This window comes from Camelimonas sp. ID_303_24, from assembly GCF_053543495.1.
In genome coordinates this window covers 43,317-57,591 of record NZ_JBLLJM010000001.1, presented here as the reverse complement: position 1 = coordinate 57,591, position 14,275 = coordinate 43,317, and the positions used below count along the sequence as shown (strand labels likewise).

General features: G+C 65.9%; 13 protein-coding genes. 5 read left to right on the top strand and 8 right to left on the bottom strand.

The features are described 5' to 3' along the window. Positions 1-97 precede the first annotated feature (97 nt). From ACERNI_RS00290 to ACERNI_RS00275, 4 genes are all read right to left on the bottom strand, one after another. Positions 98-526, bottom strand: a complete 429-nt coding sequence (locus ACERNI_RS00290; RefSeq protein WP_448831280.1) for a cupin domain-containing protein — start codon at positions 524-526, stop codon at positions 98-100. Between the two features lie 211 nt (positions 527-737). Beyond that, complete coding sequence (locus ACERNI_RS00285; protein WP_448831279.1) at positions 738-1,943, bottom strand: acetyl-CoA acetyltransferase; 1,206 nt, start codon at positions 1,941-1,943, stop codon at positions 738-740. Between the two features lie 2 nt (positions 1,944-1,945). Continuing rightward, a complete protein-coding gene (locus ACERNI_RS00280; protein WP_448831278.1) occupies positions 1,946-3,394 on the bottom strand; it encodes a hydroxymethylglutaryl-CoA synthase family protein in 1,449 nt (482 codons plus the stop codon). A 223-nt stretch (positions 3,395-3,617) separates the two neighbouring features. Next, positions 3,618-4,532 (bottom strand): SDR family NAD(P)-dependent oxidoreductase, encoded by a 915-nt coding sequence (locus ACERNI_RS00275; RefSeq protein ID WP_191318689.1) that lies wholly within the window; start codon positions 4,530-4,532, stop codon positions 3,618-3,620. Between the two features lie 334 nt (positions 4,533-4,866). On the opposite strand from ACERNI_RS00275, the gene ACERNI_RS00270 reads away from it, so the two are divergent. Then, positions 4,867-6,111, top strand: coding sequence for an NAD(P)/FAD-dependent oxidoreductase (locus ACERNI_RS00270; protein WP_448831340.1), 1,245 nt, complete (start codon positions 4,867-4,869; stop codon positions 6,109-6,111). A gap of 205 nt (positions 6,112-6,316) precedes the next feature. Here ACERNI_RS00270 and ACERNI_RS00265 read toward each other — a convergent pair whose 3' ends face one another. Next, a complete protein-coding gene (locus tag ACERNI_RS00265; protein WP_448831277.1) occupies positions 6,317-6,871 on the bottom strand; it encodes a hypothetical protein in 555 nt (184 codons plus the stop codon). 386 nt (positions 6,872-7,257) lie between these two features. Here ACERNI_RS00265 and ACERNI_RS00260 point away from each other — a divergent pair, with 386 nt between their 5' ends. Continuing rightward, complete coding sequence (locus tag ACERNI_RS00260; protein ID WP_448831276.1) at positions 7,258-8,451, top strand: lytic murein transglycosylase; 1,194 nt, start codon at positions 7,258-7,260, stop codon at positions 8,449-8,451. Positions 8,452-8,521: 70 nt separating this feature from the next. On the opposite strand, the gene ACERNI_RS00255 is transcribed toward ACERNI_RS00260, so the two are convergent. From ACERNI_RS00255 to ACERNI_RS00245, 3 genes are all read right to left on the bottom strand, one after another. Continuing rightward, entirely contained in the window at positions 8,522-9,124 is a 603-nt protein-coding gene (locus ACERNI_RS00255; protein WP_448831275.1) for a nucleotidyltransferase domain-containing protein, read from the bottom strand. Between the two features lie 15 nt (positions 9,125-9,139). Continuing rightward, positions 9,140-9,502 carry a DUF4260 domain-containing protein gene (locus tag ACERNI_RS00250; RefSeq protein WP_448831274.1) on the bottom strand — a complete coding sequence of 121 codons (363 nt, stop codon included), beginning with the start codon at positions 9,500-9,502 and terminating at the stop codon, positions 9,140-9,142. 63 nt (positions 9,503-9,565) lie between these two features. After that, positions 9,566-11,104, bottom strand: a complete 1,539-nt coding sequence (locus ACERNI_RS00245) for an acyl-CoA synthetase (protein WP_448831273.1) — start codon at positions 11,102-11,104, stop codon at positions 9,566-9,568. Positions 11,105-11,419: 315 nt separating this feature from the next. Here ACERNI_RS00245 and ACERNI_RS00240 point away from each other — a divergent pair, with 315 nt between their 5' ends. The 3 genes from ACERNI_RS00240 (at position 11,420) to ACERNI_RS00230 (ending at position 14,183) form a co-directional block, all read left to right on the top strand. After that, the gene (locus tag ACERNI_RS00240; RefSeq protein WP_448831272.1) at positions 11,420-12,208 is read left to right on the top strand and encodes an enoyl-CoA hydratase/isomerase family protein; all 789 of its coding nucleotides are present in this window, start codon (positions 11,420-11,422) and stop codon (positions 12,206-12,208) included. 62 nt (positions 12,209-12,270) lie between these two features. Beyond that, positions 12,271-13,437, top strand: coding sequence for an acyl-CoA dehydrogenase family protein (locus ACERNI_RS00235; protein WP_448831271.1), 1,167 nt, complete (start codon positions 12,271-12,273; stop codon positions 13,435-13,437). Between the two features lie 113 nt (positions 13,438-13,550). Then, positions 13,551-14,183 carry a glutathione S-transferase family protein gene (locus ACERNI_RS00230; protein ID WP_448831270.1) on the top strand — a complete coding sequence of 211 codons (633 nt, stop codon included), beginning with the start codon at positions 13,551-13,553 and terminating at the stop codon, positions 14,181-14,183. Positions 14,184-14,275: the final 92 nt, after the last annotated feature.

The following is a 14,275-nucleotide window of genomic DNA, read 5'->3' as shown; positions in this document are numbered from 1 at the left end:
GCGCCAGTTCCGCGCCGGTTCAATGCCGCGGCGCTGGCAGCCCGCTGGCGTCTCCCGGCGCCGACGCCAGGACAGCGGCCAGAACCTGGAAATGGACTCAGTCGCGGTGCAGCACCGTATTGCCGCCCGCGCCCTCGATCTGGTCGATCACCAGCAGTTTGACCGCGTCCGCGCCAATATTGCGGGCGTGATGCCACTGGTCGATCATCTCGATGACGACATCGCCCGTCCGGTAGGTCGTGCTGGCGCCCGTCGCCGTATTGGTCACCTCCAGCGTTCCGCCCTGCACCACCGCATAGCGGGCGAACGGATGCTTGTGGACCGGCAGCCTGGCCCCTGGCGCGATGTCAAAGGTGGAAACGAGAACGCGGACATCCTTGCGCGGCAGGGTGATTGGCTGGCCGGACGCGGTTTCAGTCTTCTCCGCCAGCGGTTTGACGGTGACGGCCTCCAGCGCGGAGACAGGCGACGACGCCAGCAGGCACGCCGTCGCGGCGCCCGCGAGACACGATTTGAACCCGACCATTCATGCCCCCGGCAAATCAGAGTTCCGGACGATCTCACCGCGCTGTTTCACTGGCAAGATGTTCGAAAATGCAGAAATCCGCCGCCTGATTTTGCAAAAGAAAAGGCGGCCCGGAAGGGGCCGCCTTTCGCGTTCAGTCCTTGAGCGCTTTCCGATCAGCCAGCTCCGGCTGATCGATCAGAATTCGCTCAATAACGCTCCCATGAAAGCCTCAGCCCTCGTAACGGCCGACGATCGAGATCGAGCAGACGTTCTGGTGCGGGAAGCCGCCGAGATTGTGGGTCATGCCGATGCGCGGAACTTCCTGGCGCTGGCGCTCGCCGGCGCGGCCAAGCATCTGCAGATACATCTCGTAGATCATCCTGAGGCCCGAGGCGCCGATGGGATGGCCAAAGCACTTCAGGCCGCCATCGATCTGGCACGGCAACTGGCCGTCGGCGTCATAGAAACCGTCGAGGATGTCGCGGATGGCCCCGCCTTCCGGCGACAGGTACAGGTCTTCCATGGTCACCAGCTCGGTAATCGAGAAGCAGTCGTGCACCTCGACCAGGCTGACCTCGTCGCGCGGCTTCTCGATGCCGGCCTCCGCATAGGCGCGCTTGGCGGCGATGCGGGTGGTGGCGAAGTGGCTGCCGTCCCAAGAATTGTGCTGGGCTTCCGAGCCATTGGACACGGCCAGCTGCAACGCCTTGACGGTGATCAGGTCGGTCTTGCCGAGGCTGCGGGCGATTTCCGGCGTGGTGACGATGGCGCAGGCCGAACCGTCGGACACGCCGCAGCAGTCGTACAGACCCAGCGGCTCCGCGATCATCGGCGCCTTGAGCACGGTGTCGATGTCGATCTTGTTGCGCAGGTGCGCCTTCGGGTTCTTCGCGCCATTGTCATGGCTCTTGACCGAGATGTGCGCCATGGCGCGCTTCAGGTCCTCCGGCGAGGCGCCGTGCTTGGCCCGGTAGGCGGCGGCGAGCTGGGCGAAGGAGCCGGGGGCCGACAGATTCGGCCAGGTCATGTTGTTGACCGTGCCGCGACCACGCTGCGGCAGGCCGCCGTAGCCGGTGTCCTTCAGCTTCTCGACGCCGAGCGCCAGCGCGATGTCCGCCGCTCCGGAGGCCACGGCGTAGACCGCGCCGCGAAACGCCTCGGTGCCCGAGGCGCAGAAGTTCTCAACGCGCGTCACCGGGATGAACGGCAGGCGCAGGGCGACGGCGAGCGGCACCGCCGACTTGCCGACGTGCTGCTCCTCGATGCCGGTGCCGAGCCAGGCGGCGTCGATCTGCTTCGTCTCGATGCCCGCGTCAGCCATTGCCTCGACATAGGCCTCGACCATCAGGTCTTCGGCGTTCATGTCCCAGCGCTCGCCGAACTTCGAGCAACCCATGCCCAGAATGGCGACCTTGTCGCGAATGCCCTTGGCCATGATCAGTTTCCTCCTGCGGCGACGGGCGCCGCTTTCCAGAAGTATCGGCGGAAGCCGCGCTGGTTATCAATGTCTTTTACGCGGAACATCATGCGCATGTTGCGTCCGACCTCGAGATCTTTCTCGTCGACGTCGGTGAAGTCCATCATCCAGCGGCCGCCTTCTTCAAACTGGATCATGCCGTAGCAGGCCGGCGGATCAGGCGAATAGGTCAGGCGGTCGGCGGTGTAGGAGTTGATCCGGCCGGTCTTGTCGGCGAAGGGCTCCGGCTTCTGGGTGTCGACGGCGCCGCAGTTCGGGTTCACGCAGATGCGGCTGATCGGATATTGCAGCGTGCCGCATTTCTCGCATTTGCCGCCAGTGAAGCTGGTGACCGCGCCGCGGTTGCGCCACATGGCCGACAGCGCCGTGAGCTTGTCCGCCTCCGAGCGCATGCCGCGCTCGATCTCGACCACGTCGTTGAAGGCGAGGAACTTGTTGTAGTTGGTTTCCTCGCGGCGACGGGCCAGATGGCCGGAGACGCCGAGGCCGCCGCGCCGCTTCTCATTGGCCGCCGTCACCTCGAACACCATGACGTCGACGCCCTGGCCGAAGCCGACCACCAGGATGCGCTCGCCGGCCTTCGCCTGCTCCAGGGCGTGCACCAGCATCACCAGCGCGTGGGCCGCGCCCGTGTCGCCGCACACGGCCGAGAGGTTGTCGCGCACGGCGGCGTCCGCGACGCCCGCTTTCTTCGCCATGGCGTTGGCCAGCTTGGGCAGCACGGCGGGCATGACGAAATGGTTGACGTCGGCTGGCGTCAGGCCCGCCTTGTCGAGCGCCGCCTTGATGGCCGGCGGCACGATGGTCATGTAGCCGGCGTCGCGCACCCAGCGCTCTTCCCACCCATAGTCCGTGCCAGAATCGATGGTGCGGAAGTGGTCGACGAAGTCGGCGGAGCGGGTGGCGGAGGCCAGCAGCTTCGCCACCGGCTCGCCTTCGCCAATCAGCAGCGCGGCGGCGCCGTCGCCGGTCTGCATCTCCAGCGGGCTGGCGGCGTTGGAATCGCGCTTCTCGGCGGCGGCGACCAGGGTCTGGCCACGGCTGTTCAGCGCCTGCAGCAGCGCCGTGGTGCCGGCGCGCTGGGTGCCCGAGATGTCGTTGGAGGCGGTGCTCTCATCGAGATTGAGGGCGCCCGTCACCACGCCGGCATTGAGGCGATCAAGGAAGGGGAAGGTGGTGGAGGCCAGCGTCACGGCGGTGACGCCGGCGCGGTCGTGGCCAACCAGCGCGTCGCGGGCGGCTTCGACGGCCATGGTCACCGGGTCCTCGTCCCAGTTGGCCATGGCGCGCTCGCCCTTGCCGAGCCCCTTGAGGGCGGCGTTGAACCAGGAGTTGGCGTCCGCGATCACCTTGCGCTGCAGGCGCAGGCGCGGAACGTAAGCTCCGTAAGACAGAATTCCGAATGTCATGACGTCTCCTGCCGGGCCTGACGTTGTCGCCAGGGTCATGGAGCGCGTTCGTTTCAGACGTATCGCAAACGCGCCCTGTCTTTTTGATCCTCCGCCTTTTCATAACGAAAAAGCGGCGTCCGCCGGCTCATGGAAGCCATGGCCCGCGTTATGTGTTGGCGCGCCGGAAAGCTTCCCGGCGCGCGGCGCTCCATGTTGCGGCGTCTGCGCCAGGAGCTGACGCTTACACCGGGTCCCAGCCGAAAATGTCGGCGGAGCGGTCGAGCGGGTAGAACGACGACTTCAGCGCCGGCAGGGCGTGCTCGGCCAGCGACTGGGGGGTCCAGCCTTCCGAACGCTGCATGCCGCGCAGCGGGCGCGACTGGCCCATCAGGAACACTTCGTTCATGCGCACGGCGAAGATCTGGCCGGTGACGTCCTTGGCGAGCTGGTCGCTGGCCAGGAACACGGCGAGCGGCGCGATCTTCTCCGGGCCCATCTGCTTCATGCGCTCGACGCGCTGGCGCTCGGCCTCGGTCTCCGCCGGAATGGTGCCGATCAGTCGGCTCCAGGCGAACGGCGACACGCAGTTGGAGCGCACGTTGTAGCGCGCCATGTCGAGGGCGATCGACTTGGAGAGGCCAACGATGCCGAGCTTGGCGGCGGCGTAGTTGGACTGGCCGAAGTTGCCGATCAGACCCGAGGTCGAGGTGAAGTGAACGAAATTGCCGCTGTTCTGCTGGCGGAAATACTGGGCGGCGGCGCGCGAGGTGTAGAACGAGCCGAGCAGGTGCACCTTGATGACCGACTCAAAATCGTGGACGCTCATCTTGTGGAAGATGCGGTCGCGCAGGATGCCGGCGTTGTTGATCACCGAATCGATGCGGCCCCATTTGTCGACGGCGTCCTGCACCATCTTCTCGGCCTCGCCAGGCTCGGCGACCGAACCGCCGTTGACGATGGCCTCGCCGCCAGCGGAGCGGATGATGTCGACCACCTCATTGGCCGGGCCCGCGTCGGCGCCTTCGCCTTCCGGGTCGCCGCCGAGGTCGTTCACCACAACCTTCGCGCCCTCTTTCGCCGCCAGAATGGCGATCTCACGGCCAATGCCGCGACCGGCGCCGGTAACCAGGACGACCTTACCGTCAAGACAACCCATGAGCGCTTCTCCTCGTGAATGTTGAAGACTTTTACCGCGCACGGGTCGGCAAACCCATGCAGACGTGCGCAGGGGCGCATGTCGCGCCATGCCGGACATTCATTGACATGGGAGAAACCGGCAAGTCAACGCATGCGAAATCGAGTTTCGCAATTACACGACGCATGGCTCCGCCACGGCGCGGCGCGCGCGAAACGGCCACCCCGCCCCGCTTCGGTCCGGGCGCAACATATCCTATACGGAAGCTTGATCTGCCCATGCCGGCGCAAAGGATCCCGTCTTGACCGCTTCCGCTCCGCCTTCGCCCAACAACTCGCCCGCCAACCCGCCCGTCATGGACATCGACGTCCTTGTGATCGGCGCCGGCGCCGCCGGCATGATGTGCGCCATCGAGGCGGCGAAACGCGGCCGCCGCGTGCTGGTCATCGACCATGCGGCCCGGCCCGGCGAAAAAATCCGCATCTCCGGCGGCGGGCGCTGCAATTTCACCAACGTCAACGCCGCGCCCAAAAACTATCTGTCGCGCAATCCGTCATTCTGCATTTCCGCCCTGCGCCGGTATGGCTGGCGCAATATCGTGCGGCTGGTCGACGACGCCGGCATCGCCTGGCATGAGAAGACCCTGGGACAACTGTTTTGTGACGGCTCCGCCACCCAGATCATCGACATGCTGACCGGCCAGTTGCGCCAGCACGGCGCGCGCCTGATGCTGGGCGTCGCCGCCAGCGACATCCGCCGCGCCGGCGACGGCTTCACCGTGCGCCTGTCGCCGGCCGCTGGCAAGCATGGCCGCAACGCCGCCCATGATGGCGCCGCGACAGGCCCGGTTGAGGCAACCTGCGCCGCGCTGGTGATCGCCACCGGCGGCAAATCGATTCCGAAGATGGGCGCCACCGGCTTCGCCTTCGAGGTGGCGGCGCAGTTCGGCCTGAAGGTCATCGAGCCGCGCCCCGGTCTTGTGCCCTTCACGCTCGCGCCGGAGCAACTGGCGGCGCTGGCGCCGCTGGCCGGGGTGGCGGTGGACGCCGTCGTCAGCCACACCGCCGCCGGGGGCCGCAAGACCAGCTTCGCCGAGGCGCTGCTGTTCACGCACCGGGGCCTTAGCGGGCCAGCGATCCTGCAAATCTCGTCATACTGGCGAGAGGGCGACGCCATCACCCTGTCGCTGGCCCCGGGCGTTGATGTGTTCGCCGCATTGAAAACGGCGCGCGCCGCCAATGGCCGCCAGGCGCCGCAGACCGCGCTGGCCGCCATCCTGCCGAAGCGCCTCGCCCAGGCCATTGTCGAGATGACGCCCGGCCCCGAACGGCTGGCCGACTGCAACGACAAACATTTGCGCGCGCTCGACGCGGCGGTGAACGCCTGGGTGATCCGCCCCAATGGCACGGAAGGCTACCGCACGGCGGAAGTGATGCTCGGCGGCGTCGACACCGAGGAACTGGACCAGAAGACCATGGCGGTGAAATCCACGCCTGGCCTGTATGTCATTGGCGAGGCGGTGGACGTCACCGGCTGGCTCGGCGGTTACAATTTCCAGTGGGCCTGGGCCTCCGGCTGGTGCGCCGGCCAGGCCGCGTGAAGGAAAGAGGGCGCAAAGCATGTTCTGCCACGACATGCTTTGCGCCGGTTTGAGCTTTGCAGGTCGCGGATGCGTCAGCATCTTCGCCATTCGACAGACGGGCGCGCGGCCTGCGGGCAATGCTCCTGGACGGCCCGGAACCAGACGCCGCCAGAACGCGCCCTGATTGTCATAACGTCCTGACTGTGGTGCGGAGCACTTCCCGTCACCACCGGACCCCCGTCATCCCCCAGCCGTTCATGAGCCAGTTGGCGTAGCAGGAGACGAAGTTCTCAATCACGCGATCAATCACCGGCTTGACAAAGACGCTTTCGACCGTCGCGCCAATCACTCCGTTGCCAGCTGATGCCTCAACCTGCAGCTCAGGATAAACAGACAGAAGCCGTCCGGTTTTGACGTCAATGATTTCGACATCGGCCATCATGACGTGCCCGCCGCCGACAAACATCCGCTGCAACGCAGCCGACACGTGTATGCGTTTGACGATCAACCTTACCTTGACCGGCCGCGCGCCCGGGAACACGCGCGGCAAGGTGCGCTCAAGTCTCGCTGCGATCTTCGTCCGCAATTGCTCTCTTACATATTGGGCGCCTTCAACGGTCCTGCCCAGGCGTTCCGCGTCGAGAATGCCGGCGCCCTTCTGAATTGCATAGGCGCGTTCACCATCTCCCCACCAGATGCCGGCCCCGTCTGCGACTTCAACCTCGATCCCGGCAAGGCGATACTCGTGAACCGCGGGCGGCCTGTTCGGAGCCCGCATTGTCACACATCCCGCAAGAACAAATGCGACAAGACAACATATAAAATATTTCACAAACCACCTGTAGCCATTAATATTTTACTTAAATGAATACAATCGACAACAAAATAGATTTAACAACAATGAGATACATTCAGATCTGAACAATACGCCGCCCATGGCGGGGCGCCTGATAGCAAACCTCACCATTCCACGCAAGAAACGCCAGCAAAGGCGCCAAATCCCGGCCGTGTAACGCTGTTTCGCGCCCCTCGCCCGGCCGCCAATCCGCCGCTTCGTAACGGGAAGCTGACAGGGCGGTTTCGCATCCATCAACACTCCGGAAACCATGAGCGTTCAGACTGTCGCCAGCGCCTGATTCGCAATCAATGACGACGGAGACCTTTATGAAGCGCGCCGCCGCCCTGCTGGCCACGACCCTCGCCGCCTCCACCCTTGCTGGCGTTGGCGCCGCCTCGGCCAATTACCAGTCGTGCGTGGCGGGTCTCAAAAGCCATCTGGTGTCCGCCGGCATCGACTCCAGCCTGGTCAACGCCGCCCTCAACCAGTCCGCGCCCGAGGAGAAGGTGTTGCGCCTTTCCAAGGTGCAGCCCGAGTTCAAGACGCCGATCTGGGACTATCTGGGCTTCCTCGTCGACGAGCAGCGCGTCGAGGAAGGCCGGGCGATGATGCGCAAATACGCCAACGCTCTTGCCGCCGCCGAGAAGCGCTTCGGCGTCGACCGCTATTACATCGCCGGCGTCTGGGGCGTCGAAACCGATTTCGGCCGCGAAACCGGCTCCAGCTATCTGCCGCACGCTTTGGCCACCCTGGTGTGCGAGGGCGGCAAGCGCACCAATTTCTGGCGCACCGAACTCACCGCCGCCCTCAAGCTGGTGCAGCGCGGCGACCTGAAGCTGGACGAGCTGTATGGCTCCTGGGCCGGCGCCTTCGGCCAGACCCAGTTCATCCCCTCCACCTACCAGCGTCTTGCCGTGGACATGGACGGCGACGGCCGCCGCGATCTGGTGAAATCCGCCGCCGACGCGCTCGGCTCCACCGCCAACTACTTGCATGCCCACAAATGGCGGACGGGCGAGCCGGTGATGGCGGAAGTCATCCTGCCGCCCGGCTATTCCGGCCCCACGGGTCGCACCAATCGCGTGCCGGTCTCGCAATACGCCGCCCTGGGGGTGAAGCGCGCCGATGGCCGCGCCATCAGCGGCAACCTGCCGGCGGGCCTGCTGCTGCCTGCGGGGCGCAATGGCCCGGCCTTCCTCGTCTACCGGAACTTCGACGCTATTTACGCCTACAACCGCGCTGAATCCTACGCGCTGGCGATTTCCTACCTTGCCCAGCGCATGGCGGGCGGCCCGCGCATCGCCGGCGAATGGCCGACCGATGACCCCGGCCTGTCGCGCGCCCAGCGCCTGCACCTGCAGCAGTTGCTCGCCGCCAAGGGCTTCGACATCGGCGGCCCGGCGGACGGCAAGATCGGCCCGGCCTCCCGCGCCGCCATCGCCCAGGTGGAGCGGCAGCTCGGCATGCCGGAAACCGGCCGCGCCGGCACGAAGATCTACCGGGCGCTCGGCGGGCGCTGAGGCTCATGCCGGGCTGATTTTGCCCCGGACAATGAACAGGCTCTGGAGCATTTTCGGTTAAATGCTCCAGCTACAGGGCGTCCCGCCAGGGATGCCCTGGGTGCTCCATGTCCAGCCATGCCCGCAACTGCGCCCGCTCGTCCGGCGCCAGATGAGGCGCGGCCATGGCGAAGTCCGCTTCGTCCTTGTCCCGGCGGTGTTTTGCCTTGAACAGCAAGGCCGCCGTCGGCGCCAGATAGGGAATGCCCGCCGCCGTGGTCCGCACCATGTCGCCGCGCGGCGCGCTGATGGCCGGATTACGCTTGTAAAGCCAGCGTGACGGCGTTCCCCGGTCAATCATCATGTCGACGCGCCAGCAGGCGGCGACCTCATCCAGACACCAGACCTGCCAGACTTGCGCCGGCGGCGCTTCGCCGGCCGGCAACCGGCGCAGTTCGCCAGCGTGCGCGGTCCAGAATCCCATGGGTTCCAGCGCGGCGCGAAAGGCGTCGATCCGCGTCGCCGGCGCGACGAATTCCAGATCGTCATGCGGACGCGTCTGGACGCCGCGCCACAGGTCGAGCGCCCAGCCCCCGGCCACATACCAGCCAGCCGGCGCGCCAGCGAGGCGCAACGCCAGCTCATCCGGCGTCCAGGCGCGCCAGGCGCTTTGCGGAACGGGCGGCGTCTCCATGCGACATGGCTCCTGTCAGCCGATCCGCCCCAGATGGGTGAACTTGAAGCCGGCGTTGGTCTTCAGCCCATAACCCAGCATGCGGTCGAAGCCGGCGTGGGCCAGCAGCAGCGCGCCCACGGCGGCGACCGCTGGCGAAGCAAGCGCCAGTCCCGCCACATACACCACGGCGCCAACCGCGTAGAGATGCGCCAGATTGTAGGCGAAAGCGCCGACCTTCGGTCCCGCGAGGTAAGCGGCGAAGGTGAGATCAGGCGCGAAGAACACCAGCAGGGCCGCCCACCATGGGACGGTTGAACCGGCCAGATAAAACAGCGCCAGCCCCGCGATGAACAGCAGCGCGCCCTCGGCGCGCTGCCACATGATGGTTTCCCGCATCGCTCGCCTCCAGTTCCCGTCCGTTACGCGGGAAGCCTTACAGCAAACCGGGGGAAAATGCGCTCAGACGGCGCGGCCGGCGTTCTGCCAGTAAGGCTCGCGCAGCTTGCGCTTGAAGATCTTGCCGCTGTCCTCGCGCGGCAGGTCCTCGCGGATTTCGATGCGCTTCGGGGCCTTGTAGTCGGCGATATGCTTGCGCAGCTCGGCCCGCAGCGCCTCAGGGTCGAGCGTGCGCCCCTCCAGCGGCTGCACCAGCGCCAGCAGCGCTTCGCCCATCTCCGCGTCCGGCACGCCAAACACGGCGCAGTCGCGCACGCCGTCAAGGGAGGCGAGCACGGATTCGATTTCGGCCGGATAGATGTTGACGCCGCCGGAGATCACCATGTCGCGAATGCGGTCGCAGATATAGAGAAAGCCGTCATTGTCGAAATAGCCGACGTCGCCGCAGGTGATCAGTCCCCTGCGGTCGATCTCGGCCCGCTTCTCCGGCAAATTGTGATAGGTGAAGTCCGGGTAGAAGCCGATGCGCATGAAGATCTCGCCGCGCTCGCCTGCCGGCAGCACGTTGCCATTCTCGTCCTGCACCTCGACAATCGAACCCTCGATCGGCTTGCCGACCGTGCCCTTGTGGGCCAGCCATTCCTGGCTGTCGCAGAACACCACCGGACCGGATTCCGTGCCACCGTAGTATTCGTGGACGATAGGGCCAAACCAGCCGATCACTGCCTCCTTCACGTCCGGCGGGCACGGCGCGCCAGCGTGGATGACGAACTTCAGCGACGAGACGTCATATTTCGCCCGCACCTCAGCCGGCAGCTTCAGCATGCGCACGAACATGGTCGGCACCAGCCACATGTGGGTGAGCTTTTCGCGGTCAATCAGCGCCAGCAACTGCTCGGGATCGAACTTGGGCAGGCAGATGAACAGATCGGCGAGGCGCACGGCGCGCAGCGAAAAGGCATTGGGGGCGCTGTGATACATCGGCGCGGCGACGGCGGTGCGCATGCCCTGTTGCAGGCCATAGACCAGGTCGCGCATCTTCTCGACCTTCGCGCGATCTTCGACGCTGGCCGGGCTGCGACGCACGCCCTTGGGATGACCAGTGGTGCCGGAGGTGTAGATCATGCTGTCGGCGGCCGGGGCCGGCGGGCCGTCCTGCGGCGCGTGCCGGGCCAGCAACTCGTCCCACACCAGGGCGCCCGGCGTCGGCGCCAGCAGGTCGGCTGGCGCGCGGCAGGCGGCGGCGATCTCGGGCGAGGTCGGAACCTGGATCACGGCGACGCCTTCCGGCACAGCGTCATCAAGGCTGCGCAGCAGATCGGCGTGGGCCACCAGCACGCGGGCGCCACAGTCTTCCAGAATGTAGCGCACTTCCTCGGACTTGAAGTGCCAGTTCACCGGCACGGCGTAGGCGCCGAGGCGCTGGGCGCCAAGGCTGGCTTCGAGGAAGGGCGTATCATTGCGCATCAGCACCGCCACGCAGTCGCCGTTGCTGACGCCGAGCGCCGCAAAGGCGCTGGCCGCGCGCCGCAGGCGCTCGTCGAAGGTCGCCGCGTCATAAACAACGCGTCCGCTTGCAATGCCGTTCGTCAGGCCTGTCATGTGTCTTCGTGTCCCGTCGTACAGCGCGCGCCCTGGCCGTCACCACCTGCATCCGGCCGTGCGACCGGACGCATTTGCCTGATGCGGAGCGGTTTCCACTCCGCCTGGACCGCGCCAGGGGCGATCGCTTGCGCTTTCATTCGCAATGCGAAATAAAGTTTCGCAAAGTCGGTCGCGCACTTTAGCCAAACCAGCCTGAATGTGGAGAGGGCTTTTCCAGCCCTGCCATTCCCTCAGGACATGGCGGGCCGGATGCGGCGCGCAACGACGCAGGCAATGCGACACACAGGCCGGCGCGGCCGGATGGAGGACGTCATGGGAGATGCGGTTCAGCAGGATGCGGTGCTGGTCGAACGCCGGGGGCATATCGCCATCGTGCGGCTCAACCGCGAAGAAAGCCGCAACGCCCTGCAACCGGCGATCAAGGCCGGCTTGCAAACCCACATTCCCGTCCTGATGGCGGACCCCACCGTGCGCGCGCTGGTGCTGACCGGCACGGGCAAGGCGTTCTGCGCCGGCGGCGATATCCGCGACATGCAGGAGCGCGGCGGCCCGGCCATTCGCGCCCGCCTGCAACGCTCCCATTCCTGGGCCGAACGCATTCTGGCTGGCGAGAAGCCGGTGATCGCCGCGGTGAATGGCGCGGCGGCGGGCGCCGGCCTGTCGCTGGCGCTGCTGTGCGACATCGTGTTGTCGTCGGACAAGGCGTTCTTCAAGGCCGGCTTCCCCGGCCTTGGCGCGGTGCCTGACCTGGCGCTGGCCATGACCCTGCCGCGCGCCGTCGGCCAGGCCCGGGCGCGCGACCTGCTGCTGACCAACCGCCGGGTCGAGCCCGACGAGGCGATGGCCATGGGGATCGTTTCGCGGGTCATTCCCGATGGCAAGGTGCTGGAAGAGGCCATCAAGCTGGCGGAAGAACTGGCCGAAGGACCCGCCGTGTCGCTCGGCCTGACCAAGTCCATGCTCAACAACGCCTACCGGCAGGTCGACGACTTCCTGGCCTTCGAGGCGATGGCCCAGGCCATCGCCTTCGACAGCAAGGAGTTCGCCGAGGGCGTCGCCGCATTCCTGGAAAAGCGCAAGGCGCGTTTCTCCGAAGTCTGACCAACGCGGGCGCCGGCCGCGCCGGCGCCGCCTGAGGCACAAGGCGGGATCGGGAGGACGGTATGGATTTTGCGCTGACGCCGGAACAGGAAGCGATCCGCGACGCGGTTACGGATATCGCCGGCCGGTTTGACGATGCCTACTGGCTGGAGAAGGACAAGGTCGGCGGCTTCCCGTTCGAGTTGCACAAGGCCTTCGCCGACGAGGGGTTTCTGGGCGTCTGCATCCCGGAGGAATACGGCGGCTCCGGCCTCGGCATCACCGAGGCGGCGATCATGATGCAGGCCATCAGCCAGTCGGGCGCCGGCATGTCCGGCGCCTCGGCGGTGCACATGAACATCTTCGGCCTCAATCCGGTGGTGGTGTTCGGCACGGACGAGCAGAAGCGCCGCATGTTGCCGCCGCTGGTGCGCGGCGAGGAAAAGGCCTGCTTCATGGTGACGGAGCCGGACGCCGGCCTGAACACCACGCGGCTGAAAACCCGCGCCGAACGACGCGGCGACCATTACATTCTCAGCGGCAAGAAAATCTGGATCTCGACGGCCCAGGTGGCCGAGAAGGCGCTGATCCTCGCCCGCACCACGCCAATCGAGGAGGTGCGCCGGCCCACCGACGGGCTCAGCCTGTTCTATACCGACGTCAATCGCGATTACGTCGAGATCCGTGAGATCGACAAGATGGGCCGCAAGGCCATCGACTCCAACCAGGTGTTCCTCGACGGCCTGCCCGTGCCGGCCAGCGACCTGATCGGCGAGGAAGGCAAGGGCTTCAATTACATCCTGCACGGGCTGAACCCGGAGCGCATCCTGATCGCCTCGGAGGCAATCGGCCTCGGCTTCGTCGCCCTGGAGCGCGCCACCGGCTACGCGAAGGAGCGCGTGGTGTTCGACCGGCCGATCGGCCAGAACCAGGCGATCCAGCATCCGCTGGCGGAAAGCTGGATGCAGCTTGAGGCGGCGCGGCTGATGACCATGAACGCCGCCTGGCGCTACGACAACGGCCTCTCCTGCGGGGCCGAGGCCAACAGCGCCAAATATCTGGGCGCCGAAGCCGGCTTCAAGGCCTGCCAGACGGCGGTGATGACCCATGGCGGCTTTGGCTACGCCCGCGACTTCCACGTGGAGCGCTATCTGCGCGAGGTGATGATCCCGCGCATCGCGCCGATCAGCCCGCAACTGATCCTGTGCTTCATCGCCGAGAAGGTGCTGGGGCTGCCCAAATCCTACTGACGACCGGCTGGGATCCCATTTGCGCGGGAATGCCCCAGGAGAGTGTTCCGAGAGAATGTTCCGGGAGAGTGTTCCGAGAGAATGTTCCAGGACATGAAGGACAGGAGACCAGCGTGAGCCAGAAACCTGAAGTCACCCTTTATCACTGGCCCCATTCCCGCTCCGCCACGGCGCTGGAGCTGATTGAGGAGCTGGGCGCGCCCTACCGTCTCGAAGTGATCGACATCACCAAAGGCGTGCAGAACGAGCCGGCATTCCTGGCCATCAACCCCATGGGCAAATTGCCGACGGTGAAAGTGGGCGATGCGGTCGTCACCGAGCAGGTCGCCATCTTCATCTATCTGTCCGACCTGTTCCCGGAAGCCGGGCTAACGCCGGCGATCGACGATCCGCTGCGCGGCCCGTGGCTGCGCTGGCTGGTGTATTACGCCGCAGCATTCGAGCCGGCGATGATGGACAAGGCGCTGAAGCGCGAGGCGCCGCAGAAAATGTCGTCGCCCTATGGCAGCTTCGAACTGGTGATGGAGACGGTGCGGGGACAGATCGGCAAGGGCCGCTATTTCCTCGGCGACCGCATGACCACCGCCGACGTGCTGTGGGCCTCGGCGCTGGGCTGGATGACCTCATTCGGTCTGGTGGAGAAGACGCCGGACATCGCCGCTTATCTGGAGCGTCTGGGCGAGCGTCCCGGCGCGAAGCGCGCCGCCGCCATCAACGAAAAAATCCTCGCCGCGCAAGCCTCCTGAGGCGTGCGCGGCATTGGAGCCTTTTCCCGTCAGATCGGGAAAGGCCCCTGTGTCGTTTATTTTGAGCGCATTCTGGTCGATCAGACGGCTCC